Genomic DNA, 20,676 nt, shown 5'->3' with positions numbered 1-20,676 from the left:
TTTGAGGCGCAGGGCGCGGGGCGGAGCCCCGATCTTGAAGCCCCGCCGGCGTTTGAGGCGCGGGGTCCGGGGCAGCGCCCCGGCAACGGCGCCGCACCGCACAGCGCACAGACGCGACGCCGGGCGGGGCCGGCCCGGGCCGGGGGGAGGGGGCGGCTACTCCCGCCGATACACCGCGGGCCGCTTCTCGGCAAAGGCCCGCGCCCCCTCCTTGGCATCGGCCGTATCGAAGATCGGCCACCCCCGAAGGAGTTCGGAGGCCAGCCCCTCCGACTCCGTCAGCCCGGCGGTCTCGTAGACCGAGGCCTTCACGGCCTCCACGGCAAGCGGCCCGCACTCGTTGATCCGCCCCGCGATCTCCAGCGCCGCCTCCAGCGCCGTCCCGTCCGGCACCACCCGCCCCACCAGCCCGATCCGCGCGGCCTCCCCGGCGGAGTACGGCCGCCCGGTCAGCAGCATCTCCAGGGCGTGCGTACGCGGAATCTGGCGCGGCAGCCGCACCGTCGAGCCGCCGATCGGGAAGAGCCCCCGCTTGACCTCGAAGAGCCCGAAGGTGGCCCCGGCGCCCGCGACCCGGATGTCCGTGCCCTGGAGGATCTCGGTCCCGCCAGCCACGCAGTACCCCTCCACGGCGGCGATGACCGGCTTGCGCGGCCGGTGGTGGCGGAGCATGGCCTTCCAGTGCAGGTCCGGGTCGGCCTTGAGGCGGTCCCGGTACTGGTCGCCCGCCATCCCCTTTCCGGCCAGTGCCTTGAGATCCATGCCGGCGCAGAAGTCACCGCCCGCGCCGGTCAGGATCACGGAGCGGATCGTGTCGTCGGCGTCCGCCTCCAGCCACCCGTCGTACAGCCCCACCAGCAGCGGCAGCGAGAGCGCGTTCTTCGCCTCGGGCCTGTTCATGGTGAGCACCAGCGTGGCGCCGTGCCGTTCCACGGTCAGGTGTTCTGTCCCACCCATTGCCGTCCTCCCGTCTCAAGACCTAGAACAGGTTGCAGTAGGTGCGGGTGCAGTTCAATAGTTTTCTGACACACAGTCAGTTTTCTTGGGCGACTCCCTTCCCACTTGCGGTCGGCGGGGCTCTAATGACCGCCGGAGCAGACCAGCCATGGACATTCCAGGGTCAGGAGGAACGGTGGAGTACAACCTTGCCGACCTGTTCGAGTCGGTCGTGGACGTGGTTCCGGACCGCGAGGCCCTCGTGTACGTGGACCACCCCGGGACCGGCGCCGAGCGCCGCCTCACGTACGCGGAGCTGGACTCGGCGGCGAACCGGATCGCGCACCACCTGCTGGACAGCGGGCTGAAGCCCGGCGAGCACCTGGGCCTGCACCTCTACAACGGGATCGAGTACCTGCAGACCGTGCTGGCCTGCCTGAAGGCCCGGCTGGTTCCGGTGAACGTGAACTACCGGTACGTGGAGGAGGAGCTGGTCTACCTCTACAACGACGCCGACCTCGCCGCGCTGGTCTTCGAGGGCGAGTTCACCGAGCGGGTCGCGGCCGCGCTGCCGCAGACCACGAAGCTCCGCCACCTGATCCGGGTCGGAACGGTTCCCGAGGGGGCTCCGGAGCCCGCGATCGCGCCGGTCGCGTACCCGGACGCCGAGGCGGCCGGCTCACCCGGACGCGGCTTCCCGCCCCGCAGCGCCGACGACCTGTTCATCATCTACACCGGCGGCACGACCGGTATGCCCAAGGGCGTCATGTGGCGGGCGGAGGACCTCTTCTTCGCCGGGCTCTTCGGCGGCGAGCCGTCGGGCGAACCGGTGAAGCGGCCCGAGGAACTGGCCGAGCGGGTCGCGGCGCGCGGCGCGGGCCTGACCTTCTTCCCGGCTCCCCCGCTGATGCACGGGACGTCCACGCTGACCTCGTTCATCGCCTTCAACTACGGCCAGCGGGTGGTCATCCACCGCAAGTACGCGCCCGAGGAGGTGCTCCGGACGATCGAGAAGGAGAAGGTCTCCAGCGTGTCGCTGGTGGGCGACGCGATGCTGAGGCCGCTCATCGACGCCCTGAACGGCCCGCTGAAGGGCACCGACCTGTCTTCCCTCTTCAGCGTCTCCTCGTCCGGCGCGATCATGTCGGAGACGGTGCGCGCCGAGTTCCAGCGGCTCGTGCCGAACGTGCTGCTCCTGAACAACTTCGGATCCTCGGAGTCCGGGTCCAACGGGCGGGCGACCGACGACTCCGGCCCGGAGAAGGGTTTCCGTCTCGAGGTCAACGACCGTACGCAGGTCGTGGATCCGGTGACGCACGAGCCTGTGGCGGTGGGCGAACCGGGGCGGCTGGCGCAGCGCGGCCACGTGCCGCTCGGCTACTACAACGACCAGGCCAAGACCGCCGAGACCTTCTTCCAGAAGGGCACGGAGCGCTGGGTGCTGCTCGGCGACATGGCGACCGTCGACGAACAGGGCATCGTGACGGTGCTGGGGCGCGGCTCGCAGTGCATCAACACGGGTGGCGAGAAGGTCTATCCGGAGGAGGTCGAGCAGGCGCTGAAGTCGCACCCGGACGTGTACGACGCGCTCGTGGCGGGCGTCCCGGATCCGACGTGGGGCAACCACGTGGCGGCGGTGGTCCAGATCCGGGCGGGAGCGGCGGAGCCGACCCTGGACGAGATCCAGAGCCACTGCCGCACCCGCCTGGCGGGCTACAAGATCCCCCGCCAGCTGGTCATCACACCCGCCATCCAACGCTCCCCGAGCGGCAAGGCGGACTACCGCTGGGCCAAGACCGTGGCAACGGAGGCGGACGCCCCCGCCTAGCCGAACCCCACGGCGGGGCTGGACTGCCCACAGGGCGATCCAGCCCGCCGGCGTTTGAGCCGCACATCAGACGATCACTCGTTCGAGTCATTGCCTTACCCGGCAGTTCACTGGCAATCTACCGAATGATCGGTCGGGCGACTCACGACGAGGTGACGGCATGGCGGCATACGCGGATCTCCACGACGAAGGCGAGCGGCTGGGCGGCGACGAGCTGGCCGCCCTCCAGCTGGCGCGGCTGCGCGCGACCCTGCACCGCGTCTACGACGGGGTGCCCTTCTACCGGCAGGCGTTCGACAAGGCCGGGGTGCATCCCGACGACTGCCGCACCCTCGCCGACCTCTCCCTGTTCCCCTTCACCACCAAGACCGATCTGCGCGACCAGTACCCCTTCGGGATGTTCGCCGTGCCTCGCTCCGAGGTGCGCCGGATCCACGCCTCCAGCGGCACCACCGGGCGTCCCACGGTCGTCGGGTACACCGAGCGGGATCTGTCCACGTGGGCGGATGTCGTGGCCCGGTCCATACGCGCCGCGGGCGGCAGAGCCGGCCAGGTCGTCCACATCGCCTATGGCTACGGACTGTTCACGGGCGGCCTCGGCGCCCATTACGGCGCCGAGCGCCTGGGCTGTACGGTCGTGCCCGCCTCGGGAGGGATGACCGACCGCCAGGTCCGGCTGATCCAGGACTTCCGGCCCGAGGTCATCATGGTGACCCCCTCGTACATGCTGACCCTGCTGGACGAGATGGAGCGTCAGGGCATCGATCCGCGCTCCACCTCGCTCCGCACGGGGATCTTCGGTGCGGAGCCGTGGACCGAGGAGATGCGCCGGGAGATCGAGGACCGGCTCGGCATCGACGCGGTGGACATATACGGCCTGTCCGAGGTGATGGGCCCGGGCGTGGCGCAGGAGTTCGCCTCGAGCAAGGACGGGCTCCACATATGGGAGGACCACTTCTACCCGGAGGTGGTCGATCCGCTGACGGGCGAGGTGCTGCCGGACGGCGAGCCGGGCGAGCTGGTGTTCACCTCCCTGACCAAGGAGGCCATGCCGGTGATCCGCTACCGCACCCGCGATCTGACGCGGCTGCTGCCCGGCACGGCGCGTCCCGCCTTCCGCCGGATGGAGAAGGTCACGGGCCGCAGCGACGACATGATCATCCTGCGCGGGGTGAACATGTATCCCACCCAGATCGAGGAGATCCTGCTGCGCACGGAAGGTCTGGCTCCGCACTTCCAGCTGCGGCTGACGAGGGAGGGCCGGATGGACGCCCTGACCGTACGGGTGGAGGCGCGCCGGGAGGCGGACGCCGCCCGGCGGGAGGCCGCGGCCGCCACCGTGGTCCGGGCCGTCAAGGAGGGGATCGGGGTCTCCGTCCGGGTCGAGGTGGTCGAGCCGGAGGCCCTCGAGCGTTCGGTGGGCAAGATCAAACGGCTGGTGGACCTCCGGGACACGCGGCAGGGCGGCTGAAACCACCCCTTCGGGCCCAATTCGGGGTGGCTCCCGGGAGCCGTCGGAGCCTCCCGGGTAGTGCATGAGGCGTGACCTCGATCTTGCGGCAGCTCTACGACCGGCTCCAGGGCTCACTGGTGGGGCTGACCTGGAGCCGCGGCCGGGAGATGGAGCTGATGCACCGGGCGATGGGCTTCGCGGCCCTCGGGTTCCTCACCCTGGTGCCGCTGCTGGTGGTCGTGGCGGCCGCCTCACCCGGCAGCGGCTCGGGCTTCGGCCGCTGGCTCGGCCAGGCCCTCGGGGTGACGGAGTCCTCGCGGGCCCGGGTCGAGATGCTGTTCAGCGCGGCGGACCTGGCGCTGGAGCGGACCACCGCCTTCGGTCTGGCGGCCCTGGCCGTCTTCGGTCTGACCTTCGGCTCCGCCGTGCAGACCGGCTACGAAAAGGTCTGGGACCTGCCGACGGCCCGGTGGCACACCATGTGGCGGCACGTCGTCTGGCTCGCCCTGCTGGTCTGCTACCTCGCGCTGCTGGTCGAGATCCCGGCGCCGTCACACGACGCCGTCGGCACGATCCTGGGCACCCTGGGCGACCTGTTCGGCACGTTCCTGTTCTTCGTCGGCTCGCAGCGGCTGCTGCTCGGCGGCCGCGTCCGCTGGCGGGCCCTGGTGCCGGGGGCGGTGGCCACCAGCATCGGGCTGCTTGGGCTGCGCATCTTCTCGCAGCTGGTGTTCTCCCCGCTGATCGCCTCGAACGCCGTGACCTACGGCCCTTTCGGCACTCTGCTGGTCGTTCAGTCCTGGCTGGTCGGCGTCGGCTTCGTGGTCTACGGCGGAGCCCTCGTCGGCCGCATCCTCCACGAACACCTCACGCTCCGCCGCCTGCGGCACAGCGGATACCTGGACGCGGACGACCCCCCTCCGCACACCCCTCATGATCCGGGAGGGGGCTGACCCGGCGGGTCCGGCGGTGCCAGGATGGACGGGCACCACTGGCAACCACCTTCACCCGCAGGGGGAATGATGTCTGTTCAGGACCTGGAGACCACGGCCGAGGGCCGGGTCTGGCTGATCACCGGGGCCTCGTCCGGCTTCGGCCGTACGCTCACCGAGGCCGCACTCGCGGCCGGGGACACCGTGGTCGCGGGGGCCCGCCGCCCCGACGCGCTCGCCGCCCTGGCGGCCGCCCACCCCGACCGTCTCTTACCGCTCGCGATGGACGTGACGGACATCGCGCGCGCCGAGGAGGTCGTCGCGGAGGTCGTGAACCGCTGGGGGCGGATCGACATCCTCGTCAACAACGCCGGCCGGGGCCTGGTCGGCGCCGTGGAGGAGACCTCCGACGCCGAGCTCCGTGAGCTGATGGAGCTGCACTTCTTCGGCCCCGCGGCGCTCACGCGGGCCGCGCTGCCCCACATGCGGGCCCGGAAGTCGGGTGCGGTGGTGCAGATGAGCAGCATGGGCGGGCGCCTCGCCTTCCCCGGCGTCGGGGCTTACTGCGCGACGAAGTTCGCCCTGGAGGGCCTGACCGAGGCGCTCGCGGCCGAGGTCGCCGCCTTCGGCATCAAGACGCTGATCGTGGAGCCCGGCTCCTTCCGTACGGGCTTCGCCGGCGGGAACGCACTGCGGCACACCGCGGCCCTGCCCGCCTACCAGGACGCGATCGGCCCGGTGCGTCAGGGGCTGCCGGCCACCGACGGCCACCAGCCCGGCGACCCGGTCAAGGCCGTCGCCGCGATCCTCGCCGCTCTGGACGCCGAGGTCACGCCGCTGCGGCTGGTCCTGGGCAACGACGCGGTCGAGTTCATCACGGCCCACGCGGAGGCCGCCCGCGCGGAGGCCCGTACCTGGGAGCCGGTCAGCCGGTCCACGGACTTCGACGCCGCATCGCCTCCGGCGCCGTAGGCGGGCCTCGCGCGGGAGGGTTCCGGCGGTTCCGGTTCCGGCCCTTCCCGCGCGTCCGCCGCCGCTTCGATACCAAACGGGATGTTGACAGACCATCAGGCAGCCTGCATGAGTGTGGGGGCACGGACGCACCGCCCGTCACACGGGCAACCTCGCTCATCCGCAGGCTACTTGGGAGGTATGTTGCTCCGCACCCGCCCGATACTCCGCCGCGTCGCCCTCACCGGCGCCGCGCTGCTCGCCACGACGGCCGCGATACCGCAGGCCGTCGCGGCCACCGGGGACGCCGGCCCGTCCGGCGGGGGTCTGTCCGCCGTCATCCGGTACACGGAGAACGGCATCCCGCACATACTCGCCCGCGACTACGCGCACCTCGGTTTCGGCACCGGCTGGGCCCAGGCCGCCGACCAGGTGTGCGTGCTCGCCGACGGGTTCGTGACCGTCGCCGGTGAGCGCTCGCGCTGGTTCGGCCCCGACGCAGCGCCCGACGGATCGCTGTCCTCCGCCACCCGGAACCTCACCAGCGACCTGTACTTCAAGGGCGTACGGGAAGCCGGCACGGTCGAGAAGCTGCTGGCCACGCCCGCTCCGGCCGGTCCCAGCAAGGACCTGCGAGAACTGATGCGCGGCTGGGCCGCCGGATACAACGCCTGGCTCGCCCAGAACAAGATCACTGACCCCGCCTGCAAGGGTGCGGCCTGGATCCGCCCGGTCACCGCCACCGACGTGGCCGCCCGCGGCTTCGCGGTCTCGGTCCTCGGCGGCCAGGGGCGCGGGATCGACGGCATCACCGCCGCCCAGCCCCCGGCTCCGGCCCCGGCCGGCGCGGGCGCCCGTACGGCGGCGCCTTCCGAGGCCGATCCGGCGGCCGCGGCCGAGGCGGCGCGGGAGTTCTTCGACACCACCCGCTACGACATGGGCTCCAACGCGGTGGCCTTCGCCGGTTCCACCACGGCGAGCGGCAGCGGTCTGCTGCTCGGCAACCCGCACTACCCCTGGCAGGGCGGACGCCGCTTCTGGCAGTCGCAGCAGACCATCCCGGGCGAGCTGAACGTCTCGGGCGGCTCCCTGCTCGGCACCACCGTGGTCAACATCGGCTTCAACGAGAAGGTGGCCTGGAGCCACACCGTGGCCACCGGCACACCGGTCAACCTGCACCAGCTCACCCTCGATCCGGCCGACCCGACCGCCTACCTGGTCGACGGAGTGCCGGAGAAGATGACCGGGCGGAGCGTCACCGTCCCGGTGGCGGGCGGCGATCCGGTGACCCGCACCCAGTGGTGGACCCGATACGGACCGGTCGTCTCGAACCTCGGCGCGGGCCTGCCGCTGCCCTGGACGGCCGGTACGGCGTACGCGCTGAACGATCCCAACGCGGCGAACCTGCGCGGCTCCGACACCGCCCTCGCCATGGGCAAGGCCCGCTCGGTGGCCGGGATCCAGGACGCCCTGCGGCGCACCCAGGGCCTGCCCTGGGTCAACACCGTGGCCGCGGACTCGGCGGGCGGCACCCTCTTCACCCAGTCCCAGGTGCTCCCCCGGATCACCGACGAGCTCGCGGCCCGCTGCTCCACACCGCTGGGCAGGGCCACGTACCCCGCCTCGGGGCTGGCCGTGCTGGACGGGGCGCGCGGCGACTGCGCGCTCGGCGCGGACCCGGACGCCGTACAGCCGGGGGTCTTCGGGCCGGGCAAGGCGCCGACGCTGCGCGACGCCCCGTACGCCGAGAACTCCAACGACAGTGCCTGGCTGGCCAATGCGGACCGGCCGCTGACCGGCTACGAGCGGATCTGGGGCAACGTGGGCACCCCGCGCTCCCTGCGTACGCGCGGTGCGGTCGAGGACGTCGCGGCGATGGCGGCGAAGGGCGGGCTGACCGTGGCCGAGCTGCAGAAGCAGCAGTTCGCCAACCGGGTGCCGGCTGGTGACCTGGCGGCGGCCGACGCGGCGCGGGCCTGCGCGGCCCTGCCGGGCGGCAGTGCGACGGCGAGCGACGGCTCCACGGTGGACGTCTCGGCGGCCTGCGGGGTACTCGCGGGCTGGGACCGCACGGCCGACAGCGCCAGCCGCGGCGCGCTGCTCTTCGACCGGTTCTGGCGCAAGCTGACGGCGACGACCCCGGCCAAGGACCTGTGGCTGGTGCCGTTCTCGGCCGCCGATCCGGTCCGCACGCCCCGTACGCTCAACCAGGCGGCGCCCGGGATCGGGCGGGCGCTGGCGGACGCCGTGGCGGAGCTGAGGGCCGCCGGGATCGCGCTGGACGCCCCGCTGGGCGAACACCAGTTCGTGGTCCGCGGCGGGCAGAAGCTGCCGGTGGGCGGCGGCACGGAGGCGCTCGGTGTCTGGAACAAGATCGAGGCGCCCTGGAACGCGGCGGCCGGCGGGTATCCGGAGGTCGTGCACGGGTCCAGCCACGTCCAGGCGGTCGGCTGGGATGGCGGTCGCTGCCCGGTGGCGCGCACCCTGCTGACGTACAGCCAGTCGGCGAACCCGAACTCGCCGTACTACGCCGACCAGACCCGGATGTTCTCGCAGGAGCGCTGGGTGACCTCCAGGTTCTGCGAGCGGGACATCCTCACCTCGCCGAAGCTGAAGGTGGTGTGGCCGCGCGAGCGGCGGTGACCTGTTTCCTCTTCCTGGCCGCGGCCCTCACGGGCTGACGGCCAGGAAGAGGTACGCGGCCAGCAGGACGAGGTGGACGCCGCCCTGCAGCAGGGTGGCTCGGCCCGGGGCGATGGTGAGGGCGCTGACCACGACGGTCAGGGCGAGCAGCACCATGTGGATCGGGCCGAGGCCCAGCAGCAGCGGGCCCGAGAGCCAGACCGAGGCAAGCGCGATGGCCGGGATGGTCAGGCCGATGCTGGCGATGGCGGAGCCGTAGGCCAGGTTGAGGCTGGTCTGGACGCGGTCGCGGCGGGCGGCACGGACCGCGGCCAGGGTCTCCGGGGCCAGGACGAGCAGGGCGATGATCACACCGACGACGGCGTTGGGCAGGCCGGCGTCGGCGACGCCCTTCTCGATGGTCGGGGAGACGGCCTTGGCGTTGCCGACCACCGCGACGAGCGCGACCAGCAGCAGGCCGAGGCTGATGAGGGCGGCGCGCGCGGTGGGGGGCGCTGCGTGGTCTTCCGGCTCGCCGGGGCTCCGCCCGGTGTGCACCGGCAGGAAGTAGTCCCGGTGCCGGACCGTCTGGACGGCGACGAACAGTGCGTACAGGGCGAGCGAGGCCACCGCGGCGAACGCCAGCTGGGCGGTGGAGAACTCGGGGCCGGGCTTGCTGGTGGTGAAGGTCGGCAGGACGAGGCTGAGGACGGCGAGGGTCGCGACGGTGGCCAGCGCCGCGCCGGAGCCCTCCGCGTTGAAGACGGCGACGCGGTTGCGCAGGGCGCCGACGAGCAGGGACAGGCCCACGATGCCGTTGCAGGTGATCATGACGGCGGCGAAGACCGTGTCCCGGGCGAGGGAGGCGGTCTTGTCTCCGCCGTCGGCCATCAGGGTGACGATGAGCGCCACTTCGATGACGGTGACGGCGACGGCCAGGACCAGGGAGCCGAAGGGTTCGCCTACGCGGAGGGCGACGACCTCGGCGTGGTGCACGGCGGCCAGCACCGCCCCGGCGAGGCATAGGGAGACCAGTGCCACCGCGAGTGCGGGCAGATCGCGTCCCCAGCTGAAGACGAGCGCGACGAGCGCCACCACGGGGACCAGGACGGTCCAGTCGGTCAGGGGCGATCTGCGTGTTGCCGTACTCATATCAGCCAACTTGCCAGATCTGTCCCTCCAGTGCGCCGCAAGGCGCGCGTACGAAGCGCTGACGTGGCCCTTCTCACGGGGAATCCGGGCCCGAGCCGCGCGCTCGGGCCGGGCCCGCGCCCGGGCCCGGACTCCTCGTCACATCGCGCGCTCGTGGCCCTCCCAGTACGGATCGCGCAGCCGGCGCTTGTACAGCTTGCCGTTCGGGTCGCGCGGCATCGTCTCGATGAAGTCGACCGTCTTGGGACGCTTGTAACCGGCGAGCTGCCGTTCGCAGTGGTGCAGGATCTCCGTGGCCAGGGCGTCGCCCGCCGCGAAGCCCTCCGCCGGTTCGATGACCGCCTTGACCTCCTCGCCCCAGTCGGCGTGCGGAATGCCGAAGGCGGCGGCGTCGGCGACCGCCGGGTGGGTGAGCAGGGCCGACTCGATCTCGGCCGGGTAGATGTTGACTCCGCCCGAGATGATCATGTCGATCTTGCGGTCGCGGAGGAAGAGGTAGCCCTCCTCGTCCAGCAGCCCGAGGTCGCCGACGGTGAAGAAGTCGCCGATGCGGTTCTTCTTCGTCTTGCCCTCGTCCTTGTGGTAGCTGAAGCCGCCGGTGTTCATCTTGATGTAGACGGTGCCGAGTTCACCGGCGGGCAGCCGGTTGCCGTCGTCGTCGAAGACGGCGAGCTCGCTGATCGGCCAGGCCTTCCCGACGGTTCCCGGCTTCTTCAGCCAGTCCTCGGCGGTGGCGAAGGCTCCGCCGCCCTCGCTCGCCGCGTAGTACTCCTCCACGCACCGGCCCCACCAGTCGATCATCGCCCGCTTGACGTGGTCGGGGCAGGGGGCGGCGCCGTGGATGGCGTGCCGCATCGAGGAGACGTCGTAGGCGTCCTTCGTCTCCTGCGGGAGCGCGAGGAGCCGGTGGAACTGGGTCGGGACCATGTGGGTGTGCGTGGCGGCGTGCCGGTCGATCAGGCGCAGCATCTCCTGCGGCGTCCACCTGTCCATCAGGACCAGCGGGTGCCCGATGTGCAGGGCGGCGCCCGCGAACTGGAGGACGGCCGTGTGGTAGAGCGGCGAGCAGACCAGGTGGACGTTGCCGTCGAAGGGGCGGATGCCGAAGATGCCGAGGAAGCCGCCGAGGTACGTCTCCTCCGGGAGCTTGCCGGGCAGCGGGCGGCGGATCCCGCGCGGGCGGCCGGTGGTCCCGGAGGTGTAGTTCATGACCCAGCCGAGGGTGCGCTCGCCCGGGGGCGTCGCGGGCTGCCCCTCGAGGAGCCGCCCGTACGGCCGGAAGCCCGCGACCTCTCCGACGGCGTAGCGGTGGCTCGCGGGCAGGGCCGCCTCGTCGGCCGCGGCGGTGGCGGCCTCGGCGAAGCGCTCGTGGGCGATGAGGACCTTGGCGCCCGAGTCGGAGACGATCCAGGCGATCTCGGGGCCGACGAGGTGGTGGTTGACGGGGACGAGGTAGAAGCCGGCCTGGGAGGCGGCGAGGTAGGCGGTGAGGAACTCGACGCCGTTGGGGAGGACGACGGCGAAGACGTCCCCCTTCTCCAGACCGGCGGCGCGCAGGCCGTGCACGAGGCGGTTGACGTCGGCGTGCAGGCGGCCGGCGCTCCATTCCTCGCCTTCGGGGGTGACCAGGACGGTGCGCTCCGGGTCGGCGGCAGCCTGCGCCCAGAAGCCGTTGGGTCGGTCCGTCATGCTGCTCACGCCTCTCAGGCTCGGCCGGCGATGCGGGTGATGCGGTCGATGGCGCGCTCGAAGCCACTGGTGAGGTCGTCGAAGACGGCCTGGACGCTGCGTTCGGTGTTCATCCGGCCGACGATCTGGCCGACGGGGGTGCCGAGCAGCGGCTGGACCTCGTACTTCTGGATCCGGGAGACGGCCTCGGCGACGAGCAGTCCTTGCAGGGGCATCGGGAGCGCGCCGGGGCCCTCCGGGTCGTCCCAGGCGTCGGTCCACTCGGTGCGCAGCTGGCGGGCGGGCTTGCCGGTGAGGGCGCGCGAGCGGACGGTGTCGCCGGAGCCGGCGGCGAGGAGCTTCGCGGTGAGGGCGCGGGAGTGGAGGTCGGCCTCGGTGGTGGTGAGCCAGAGGGAGCCGAGCCAGGCGCCCTGGGCGCCGAGGGCGAGTCCGGCGGCGATCTGCTCGCCGCTGCCGATGCCGCCTGCGGCGAGGACGGGGAGCGGGGCGACGGCCTCGGCGATCTCGGGGACGAGGACCATGGTGGCGATGTCGCCGGTGTGGCCGCCGGCCTCGTAGCCCTGGGCGACGACGATGTCGATGCCGGCTTCGGCGTGGCGGCGGGCGTGTTTGGCGCTGCCGGCGAGGGCGGCGACGAGGACGCCGTGGTCGTGGGCGCGCGCGATGACGTCGACGGGCGGGGAACCCAGGGCGTTCGCCAGGAGTTTGATGGGGTAGTCGAAGGCGACGTCGAGCTGGTTGCGGGCGACCTGCTCCATCCAGCCGGTGATCCGCCAGCCGGAGGCCTCACCCTCGGCGAGCTCGGGAACGTGGTGTTTGGCCAGGGTTTCGCGGACGAAGGCGCGGTGCCCGGCCGGGATCATCGCCTCGATGTCGGATTCGCTGACGCCGTCGACGGCCTTCTTGGCGGGCATGACGACGTCGAGGCCGTAGGGCTTGCCGTCGGTGTGTGCCTGCATCCAGTCGAGGTCGCGCTTGAGTTCGTCGGGCTCGGTGTAGCGGACCGCGCCGAGCACGCCGAAGCCGCCCGCCCTGGTGATGGCGGCGGCGACCGCCGGGAAGGGCGTGAAGCCGAAGATGGCGTGCTCGATGCCCAGTTTTCTGCTCAGCTCCGTCTCCATGGGCGGCAGGATGCCGCAGCCCGGCGGCCGAGGGAAGAGATTTTCTGATGCAGTGTCAGATTCTTTACGGACCGGTCGGTGCGGGCGGTGGCCGACGGACGGGCAGATACCCACTAGCGTGCGGCGAAGTCGGGAAGAGGAGGGCCGGACATGGGTGCTACGGGGGACGGGACGGCGGACGGGACTGCGGACGAGAAGGGGCACGAGGGAGCCGGCGGCCCCGGCGGGGGGCCGAGCCGGCGGCGCCTGGGGGCGCGGCTGCTCGCGCTCGGCGGGGTGCTCGTGCTGCACGCCGCGCTGCCCGGCAGCTCCGCCGGGGCGGCGGGCGGCCCGGCCGAGCGGCGCGCGCTCCAGGGGCTTCGGCTGCGGTACGGATCCGCGCGCCAGGCCGGGCTGCTGGACCGGCACCTTGAGGGGGTGGCGGACGAGGCGCGGCGGTTCCTGGGCCCCTCCCCCGAACACCCTTACTACGCCGGTGCGGTGGTCCTCGCGGGCCGGGGCCGCACCATCGCCCTGCACCGCGCCATGGGCGACGCCGTGCGGTACGCGGACTACGACGGCCGGACCGACCGGGTGCGGGAGTTCCCGGCGGCCGAGCGGATCGCGATGGCCGAGGACACCGTCTTCGACCTGGCCTCGCTGACGAAGCTGTTCACCTCCGTCCTGGCCGTGCAGCAGATGGAGCGGGGCCGGCTGGAGCTGGAGGCTCCGGTGTGCCGGTACCTGCCGCTGTTCACCGGGGGCGGCAAGGAGGTGATCACGGTCCGTCAGCTGCTCACGCACACCTCGGGACTGCGCTCGTGGGCGCCGTTCTACCAGGAGCCCACGCGTGAGGGCCGGCTGAGGCTGCTGTGGTCGGTGCGTCCGCAGGAGACTCCCGGGACCGTGTACCGGTACTCCGACCTGAACCTCATCGCACTCCAGCTGCTCCTGGAACAGATCACCGGTCGCACTCTGGATGTCCTGCTCCACGACGAGATCACCGCTCCGCTCGGGATGCACCGCACTCGGTACAACCCGCCGCGCTCCTGGCGCCGGGTCACGGCCGCCACCGAGGTGCAGCGCCCGCCCTGGTCAGGCCTGGACCGCGGGCTGGTGTGGGGGGAGGTCCACGACGAGAACGCGTACGCGCTCGGCGGAGTCGCGGGCCACGCCGGGGTCTTCGGCACCGCCTTCGACCTGGCCGTCCTCGCCCGAGCCCTCCTCGACGGCGGGGCCTACGCGGGCCGGCGCATCCTGCGCCCCGCCTCCGTCGAACTGCTCTTCACCGACTACAACACCTCCTTCCCCGGCGACGACCACGGTCTGGGCTTCGAGCTCTACCAGCACTGGTACATGGGCGCCATGGCCACCCCGCACTCCGCCGGCCACACCGGCTTCACCGGCACCTCCCTCGTCCTGGACCCCTCCACCGACTCCTTCCTGATCCTGCTCGGCAACTCCGTGCACCCCGTCCGCACCTGGCGGGCCGGCAGCGCGCCCCGGGTGGCCGTCGGCAACCGCTTCGCCCGCGCCGTCCCGGTCCGCACGAAGCACGGCGGACCGGCCTGGTTCTCCGGGATCGCCCCGGGGGCCTCGGGCACCCTGAACCTGCCGCCGCTCACCCCGGCGACGGCCGCCGCCCGGCTGCGCTGCGCCGTGTGGTGGGACACCGTGCCCGGCGAGGGCGCCTTCCACCTGGAGGCCTCGCCCGACGGGGAGCACTGGGAGCCGCTGCCGTTCAGCACGCTGCGGTCCACCGGCGGAGCCCCGGAGACCTGGCCCCGGGGCTCGGCGGGCGGCTGGTCCGGCCGCATCTGGCACCGGCTGGAGGCCCCCCTCACGGCCGCCTGGGCGGGCCGCGAGGTCCGGCTGCGGTTCCGCCACACGGCGACCGGCCGCTATGTGGGGCGCGGGGTCTACGTGGACCTCATCCGCGTGGCGGAACCGGCCCGCCTCCTCTTCGCGGAGGACCGCCCCGCCGACGCCGCCCGCCTCGAACCCATCGGCTGGACCCGCTCGGCGGACTAGGCACTGTTTCTCGGATCTCCTGACGTGGGTGGGGTGTTGGGGTCAGGCTGGCTGCATGGGCCGTGGGGATCTGACGAACGCGGAGTGGGACCGGCTGGAGTCGTTCCTGCCTCCTGGTGGCGCCCGTGGGGGCCGGTGGAGTGATCACCGCCGGGTGATCAACGGGGTGCTCTACCGGGTTCGGACGGGCGTGCAGTGGCGGGATCTACCGGAGCGGTTCGGGCCGTGGGAGACCGTCTACAAACGCCATCGCCGCTGGTCAGCCGATGGAACGTGGACGATGCTGCTGTCCCGGATCCAGGCGACCGAAGACGCCACGGGCCAGATCGACTGGGACGTCTCGGTGGACTCGACAGCGGTGCGGGCCCACCAGCACGCCGCCGGCGCAAGGAAGGCACCGACGGCCCCGGCTCCCCAAAAGGGGAACGTTGGGGGGACGAACCAGGTCGATCCGGCATTGCGGAAACTGGCGGTCCGGCTCGAGGAAGTGGTCAGATCGGCGAGTGCCTGGGACGCTCCCGCGGCGGATTCACCACCAAAATCCACCTCGCCGCTGACGGGCGATGCCGGCCTCTCGCCCTCGTCCTGACACCCGGACACTACGGTGACGGCCCGCAATTCGAGCGGGTACTGGAGCAGGTCTCCGTGCCCCGTATCGGAGTGGGACGGCCCCGCACCCGGCCCGACCATGTCCTGGCGGACAAGGCCTACACATCCCGGAAGAACCGTCGCTACCTGCGACGACGCGGAATCCGGCACACCATCCCCGAACGCCGCGACCAGCAAAGACACCGCAGGAACCGCGGTTCCCGAGGCGGCCGCCCCACCGGCTTCGACAGCGAGCGCTACAAGAAACGCAACACCGTCGAACGCGCCATCAATCGCCTGAAGGGCTTCCGCGCCGTCGCCACCCGTTACGAGAAACGCGCCTACATCTACCTCGGCACCGTCACCCTCGCAGCCCTCATCATCTGGCTCCGCACATGATCCGAGAAACAGTGCCTAGGGGGCGTCGTCGTGGGGGTCGGCCCTCAGCGCTCAGCCGGCACCGGGGCAGGGGCAGGGGCAGGGGCGGAGGCATCGCGCTGGCGCGGGAACGGTGACCCCGACGGCTGGACCGAGACCGTCCGCGTGGGGGCGGGGATGGAGATCGCCTCCGTCCGGTACCGCTCGTGCAGGCGCTTGATGAACTCGTGCTTGATCCGGTACTGGTCACTGAACTCGCCCACGCCCAGGATCACGGTGAAGTTGATCCTGGAGTCCGCGAAGGTGTGGAAGCGGACGGCGGCCTCGTGGTCGGCGACTCCTCCGGAGACATCGGCCATCACGCTGTCGACGACATCGAGGGTGACCCGCTCGACGTGCTCCAGGTCGCTGTCGTAGCCGACACCCACCTGGACGAGGAGCGACAACTTCTGTTCCGGCTGGGTGAAGTTGGTCATGTTCGTACGCGCGAGGCGGCCGTTGGGGATGATCACCAGGTTGTTCGACAGGTTGCGCACCACCGTGTTGCGCCAGTTGATGTCTACGACATAACCCTCCTCGCCGCTGCTGAGCCGGATGTAGTCACCGGGCTGCACCGTCTTCGAGGCGAGGATGTGCACTCCCGCGAAGAGGTTGGCGAGCGTGTCCTGCAGCGCCAGCGCGACCGCGAGGCCGCCCACTCCGAGGGCGGTGAGCAGTGGCGCGATGGACACGCCCATGGTTTCGAGTGCGACGAGCACGCCCATCGTCAGCACGACGACACGCGTGATGTTGACGAAGATGGTGGCCGATCCGGCCACTCCCGTACGGGCCTGCGCCAGGGACTGCACGAGCCCCGCGACGACCCTGGCCGCCGTGACCGTGGCCATGAGGATGAGCAGGGCGGTCAGCGACTGGTTCACGATCCCCGTGACCCGCGTGGTGAGCGGCAGCACGGAGGCAGCCGCGGCGGCGCCGCCGATGACGGCCGCCCAGGGCACGAGGGTGCGCAGCGCGTCGACGATGGCGTCGTCCCCGGTCCACGCCGTCCTGCTCGCGTGCTTGCCCAGCCACTTCAGTACGGCGCGCAGCAGCAACCCGGCCGCGATACCCGCCGCCATCGCGATGGCGGCCACCACCCAGTCGTGCAGGACGAGATCCCGGCTCAAAGGATCCCCTCCGAACCGCGGCGGGCCGGGGGAACGGCGAGGGGCGCGGCCGACCGCCGTATGTGTTGTGTCGTCACTTCGTCACCTGTCAGTTCGTGCTGTGCGGGGCCCCGTTCGGACGTGCGTGCGCACGCGAAGCGGGCTGCCATCCTGCCCCATGGGCAGCGGGGCACCGCAGGTGGGCCGGTCTCACCGGAACGCGATCTTGCACAATCCTGCGCGTTCCGGCACGCCTTCGAGCATCTCTTGACATGGACACGCCGCTGCGCTGCACTGGTGCACCCCACACGCCCCGCTCGGCCACACCCGGCTGGAGGCAGCCATGCGTCTGCTCAGATTGCTGATCGCCACCGCCTGCGCGGTGTTCGCACTGGCATTACCCGGCGTCGGCGCCGGAGCCGGAGCCGCCCAGGCGGCGGCCGCCGGGCCGCCGCAGACCGTACCGGCGCTGCGCCAATGGACGGCAGGAACCGGTGCGTACACCTTCACCGACGCCACGCGCATCGTCGTCGATCCCGCCTACACCGCCCAACTCGCGGACGAGGCAGCCACGTTCGCGCAGGACCTGCAGGCGCTGACCGGGCGCAGCGTGGCCGTCGCCACCGGGAGCCCCGCCGCCGGTGACATCGGCCTCAGCCTCGGCGGCGCCGCCCTGCCCGCCGAGGGGTACCGGATGACGGTCGCGGGATCTCTCACCATCCAGGCCGGGACCGACACCGGCGCGTTCCACGGCACCCGCAGCGTCCTCCAGCTCCTGCACCGGTCCGCCTCGGTGCCGGCCGGCACGGCGGTGGACTGGCCCGCCAAGGCCGAGCGCGGACTCATGGTCGACCAGGGGCGGAAGTTCTTCACCGTCGACTGGCTCAAGCAGCACATCAAGGAGCTGGCCTACCTCAAGCTCAACTACTTCCACTTCCACCTGTCGGATACCTTCGGATTCCGTCTGGAGAGCTCCACCCACCCGGAGATCGTCTCCGCCGACCACTACTCCAAGCAGGACATCGCCGACCTGGTCGAGCTCGGCCGCAAGTACCACGTCACGATCGTCCCGGAGATAGACACCCCGGGTCACATGAACGCGGTCCTGGCCGCACACCCCGAACTCAAGCTCAAGAGCAGCTCCGGCGCGGTCAGCCCCGACTTCATCGACCTCTCGCTGCCCGGTTCGTACACGCTGATCAAGGACCTGATCAACGAGTACCTGCCGCTGTTCCCGGCCCCGTACTGGCACATCGGCGCGGACGAATACGTCACCGACTACGCCAAGTACCCGCAGCTGCTCAGCTACGCCCGCGCCCACTACGGCGCGAACGCCACCGCCAAGGACACCTACTACGGGTTCGTCAACTGGGCGGACGACCTGGTGCGGGCGGGCGGCAAGACCACCCGGATGTGGAACGACGGCATCAAGTCCGCCGACGGGACCCTCCGTCCCCACCCCGGCATCGTCGTCGAATACTGGTACACCTACGGCCTCACTCCCCAGCAGTTGGCCGACGCCGGGCACGTCGTGGCCAACGAGTCCTGGACCCCCACCTATTACGTGCTCGGGGGCGCGAAGCCCGACACCAAGTGGATGTACGAGACCTGGACCCCGGACCGCTTCGAGGGCGGCAACACCCTGTCCAACCCGGCGAAGAACCCCGGTTCGCTCATCCACGTCTGGTGCGACAACCCCACAGCCGAGACCGAGGAACAGATAGCCGCCGGAATCATGTACCCGCTGCGCGCACTGGCCCAGCAGACCTGGGGATCCCCGAAGGTCGCGACGACGTACGCCGCGTTCACCCCCCTCGTCGCGGCCGTCGGGCACAATCCTGCCTGGCCCGGCCTCGCCCAGCCCGGGAACCTGGCCCTGGGCCGTCCGACCACCGCCTCCAGCACGGAGACGCCGAACTTCCCGGCGGCAGCGGCCACCGACGGCGACCCCGGCACCCGCTGGTCCAGCGCCTACAGCGACCCGCAGTGGCTCCAGGTCGACCTCGGCTCCACCCAGAGCGTCAGCCGCGTCGTGCTGCGCTGGGAGGCGGCGTACGGGAAGTCCTTCCGGATCGAGCTCTCCGACGACGCCTCCACCTGGCGCACCGTCCAGTCCACGACCACCGGCAGCGGCGGAGTGCAGGACCTGACCGGCCTGACCGGATCCGGCCGGTACATCCGCGTGTACGGCACCCAGCGGGGCACCTCCTACGGCTACTCGCTCCACGAGTTCGAGGTGTACGGCGGACAGCTGAGCGGCACCCGTACCCTCACAGCGGGCGGCAAGGCACTCGACGACCCGGCGAGCTCCGGCACGTCCGGCACCCAGCTGATCACCTGGACACCGCACGGCGGTCCCAACCAGCAATGGCAGCTGACCCTCAACGCTGACGGCAGCCACACCCTGGTCAACGGCGCGTCCAGGCTGTGCGCCGACGTCTCCGGCGGCTCGACCGCCGCGGGCGCGGCCGTCGTCCAGGCGACGTGCACCGGCGGCGACAGCCAGCGCTGGAAGGTCACCGCCCTCGGCGCCGGCGGCTACTCGGTGGCCAACAAGAAGAGCGCCCTCCTGCTGACCACGGCCTCGGGCGCGGACGGAGCCCTGGTCACCCAGCAGCCGGCCAACGGCTCGGCCTATCAGCAGTGGCAGATCACCTGACCCCGCAGGGCTGACGGCCGGGCCTAGGGGCCGAGGGCCGCGTCGAGCATCCGCCGGGTGACGGAGGTCAGTTCGGACAGGTCCGGCGCCGGGCGGGAGCGGGCGAAGGCCCCGGCCAGCCGGTCGTAGAGGAGCCCGTCGGCCCAGGCGACCAGCAGGTCGGCGGCCTCCTCGGGGCGGTCCGCGCCGAGTGCGGCGAGGACCGCCGCCGCCCGGGCCCGCGCCCCTTGGCCGGCCCGGTGGAAGTCCGTCTCCAGCTCCGGGTTGCGGGCCGCCTCCAGGCTGAGCTCGAAGCGGGCCAGCTGGCGTGCGCGGCCCGTCGTCAGCCAGCGGTACAGCAGTCCGGCGAGGGCCGCCGCGGCCGCCTCCCGGTCCGGCGGCGGAACCGGCGGCCCCTCCCCGTCGAAGTCGGCGAGGTCCAGCTCCGCCAAGCGCTGGTAGCAGGCGGAGATCAGTGCCGTCCGCGTACGGAAGTAGTACGAGGTGCTGCCCGCCGGCAGCACCGCCGCCGCGTCGACCGCCCGGTGGGTCAGGGCCCGCAGCCCGCCCGCGGCGACGAGGTCGATCGCGGTGTCCGCGATGAGGGTCCTGCGGCCGGTTCCGCGTTCGGGGAGGGACATGGATTCACTCTACATCTGTAGAGTGAATCCATGCCGAACTCCCCCGCCCAAGCGGAATGAACACCGTGCCCACGGGCGTTGACAGTCGTTGTTGAGGTTTGTTGACCGTTCAACACGAAGGCAGGCAAATCGCCATGACGACCGAGATCGACTGGGACAACCCGACCGACCCGAGGCCCGGAAGCTGGCAGCTCGACCACGTCAAGCAGTACGTGGCCTCGAACGGGGCCGAGGGCCAGTTCTGGAACGGCACCCAGACCCTGCTGCTCACCACCGTGGGCAGGGTATCCGGCAACCCGGTGCGCACGCCCCTCATCTACGGTGAGGACGACGGCCGTTACCTCATCGTCGCCTCCAAGGGCGGCGACCCGGCGCACCCGCTCTGGTACCGGAACCTGACCGAGCACCCCGAGGTCCGCATCCAGGTCGGCCCCCGGACCCTCCAGGGCACGGCCCGTACCGCGACGGCCGAGGAGCGTGCCGCGTACTGGCCGCTGATGGTGAAGCACTGGCCCGCCTACGACGAGTACCAGACCAAGACCGACCGCGAGATCCCGATCGTCGTCATCGAACCCGTCAGCGGCGAATAACG

Annotated in this window: 14 protein-coding genes and 1 pseudogene; 9 read left to right on the top strand and 6 right to left on the bottom strand. The window is 71.6% G+C overall.

Features of this window, described 5'->3' with window-relative positions; genetic code table 11:
- Positions 1-156: 156 nt before the first annotated feature.
- A complete protein-coding gene (locus tag JIW86_RS34765) occupies positions 157-957 on the bottom strand; it encodes a crotonase/enoyl-CoA hydratase family protein (protein ID WP_257558025.1) in 801 nt (266 codons plus the stop codon).
- Positions 958-1,132: 175 nt separating this feature from the next.
- On the opposite strand from JIW86_RS34765, the gene JIW86_RS34760 reads away from it, so the two are divergent.
- From JIW86_RS34760 to JIW86_RS34740, 5 genes are all read left to right on the top strand, one after another.
- On the top strand, positions 1,133-2,764 hold the full coding sequence (locus JIW86_RS34760) for an acyl-CoA synthetase (protein ID WP_257558024.1): 1,632 nt from the start codon (positions 1,133-1,135) through the stop codon (positions 2,762-2,764).
- A gap of 160 nt (positions 2,765-2,924) precedes the next feature.
- Positions 2,925-4,235, top strand: coding sequence for a phenylacetate--CoA ligase PaaK (gene paaK, locus JIW86_RS34755; RefSeq protein ID WP_257558023.1), 1,311 nt, complete (start codon positions 2,925-2,927; stop codon positions 4,233-4,235).
- A 71-nt stretch (positions 4,236-4,306) separates the two neighbouring features.
- Complete coding sequence (locus tag JIW86_RS34750) at positions 4,307-5,170, top strand: YihY/virulence factor BrkB family protein (RefSeq protein ID WP_257558022.1); 864 nt, start codon at positions 4,307-4,309, stop codon at positions 5,168-5,170.
- Between the two features lie 69 nt (positions 5,171-5,239).
- Positions 5,240-6,121: an oxidoreductase gene (locus JIW86_RS34745; RefSeq protein ID WP_257558021.1), complete on the top strand. Its 882-nt coding sequence runs from the start codon at positions 5,240-5,242 to the stop codon at positions 6,119-6,121.
- Between the two features lie 180 nt (positions 6,122-6,301).
- A complete protein-coding gene (locus JIW86_RS34740) occupies positions 6,302-8,743 on the top strand; it encodes a penicillin acylase family protein (protein WP_257558020.1) in 2,442 nt (813 codons plus the stop codon).
- A 27-nt stretch (positions 8,744-8,770) separates the two neighbouring features.
- On the opposite strand, the gene JIW86_RS34735 is transcribed toward JIW86_RS34740, so the two are convergent.
- The 3 genes from JIW86_RS34735 to JIW86_RS34725 form a co-directional block, all read right to left on the bottom strand.
- On the bottom strand, positions 8,771-9,874 hold the full coding sequence (locus JIW86_RS34735; protein WP_257558018.1) for a calcium:proton antiporter: 1,104 nt from the start codon (positions 9,872-9,874) through the stop codon (positions 8,771-8,773).
- Between the two features lie 138 nt (positions 9,875-10,012).
- A complete protein-coding gene (locus JIW86_RS34730; protein WP_257558017.1) occupies positions 10,013-11,563 on the bottom strand; it encodes an acyl-CoA synthetase in 1,551 nt (516 codons plus the stop codon).
- 14 nt (positions 11,564-11,577) lie between these two features.
- The gene (locus tag JIW86_RS34725; protein WP_257558015.1) at positions 11,578-12,684 is read right to left on the bottom strand and encodes an NAD(P)H-dependent flavin oxidoreductase; all 1,107 of its coding nucleotides are present in this window, start codon (positions 12,682-12,684) and stop codon (positions 11,578-11,580) included.
- Positions 12,685-12,834: 150 nt separating this feature from the next.
- On the opposite strand from JIW86_RS34725, the gene JIW86_RS34720 reads away from it, so the two are divergent.
- Positions 12,835-14,694: a serine hydrolase gene (locus JIW86_RS34720; protein ID WP_257558014.1), complete on the top strand. Its 1,860-nt coding sequence runs from the start codon at positions 12,835-12,837 to the stop codon at positions 14,692-14,694.
- A 55-nt stretch (positions 14,695-14,749) separates the two neighbouring features.
- A pseudogene (locus tag JIW86_RS34715) lies at positions 14,750-15,681 on the top strand (IS5 family transposase).
- 44 nt (positions 15,682-15,725) lie between these two features.
- On the opposite strand, the gene JIW86_RS34710 reads toward JIW86_RS34715, so the two are convergent.
- Positions 15,726-16,826 (bottom strand): mechanosensitive ion channel family protein, encoded by a 1,101-nt coding sequence (locus JIW86_RS34710; protein ID WP_257558013.1) that lies wholly within the window; start codon positions 16,824-16,826, stop codon positions 15,726-15,728.
- Positions 16,827-17,148: 322 nt separating this feature from the next.
- Between JIW86_RS34710 and JIW86_RS34705 the strand changes: the two genes are divergently transcribed.
- Positions 17,149-19,464: a family 20 glycosylhydrolase gene (locus tag JIW86_RS34705; RefSeq protein ID WP_257558012.1), complete on the top strand. Its 2,316-nt coding sequence runs from the start codon at positions 17,149-17,151 to the stop codon at positions 19,462-19,464.
- 23 nt (positions 19,465-19,487) lie between these two features.
- Here the strand turns inward: JIW86_RS34705 and JIW86_RS34700 are convergent, their stop codons facing one another.
- Positions 19,488-20,084 carry a TetR/AcrR family transcriptional regulator gene (locus JIW86_RS34700; protein WP_257558011.1) on the bottom strand — a complete coding sequence of 199 codons (597 nt, stop codon included), beginning with the start codon at positions 20,082-20,084 and terminating at the stop codon, positions 19,488-19,490.
- Positions 20,085-20,218: 134 nt separating this feature from the next.
- Between JIW86_RS34700 and JIW86_RS34695 the strand changes: the two genes are divergently transcribed.
- Complete coding sequence (locus JIW86_RS34695; protein WP_257558010.1) at positions 20,219-20,674, top strand: nitroreductase family deazaflavin-dependent oxidoreductase; 456 nt, start codon at positions 20,219-20,221, stop codon at positions 20,672-20,674.
- Positions 20,675-20,676: the final 2 nt, after the last annotated feature.

Origin of the sequence: Streptomyces sp. NBC_00162 (genome assembly GCF_024611995.1) — a bacterium.
GTDB lineage: Bacteria > Actinomycetota > Actinomycetes > Streptomycetales > Streptomycetaceae > Streptomyces.
The sequence above is the reverse complement of the archived record's forward strand: the minus strand, read 5'-3'. Positions and strand labels throughout refer to the sequence as shown.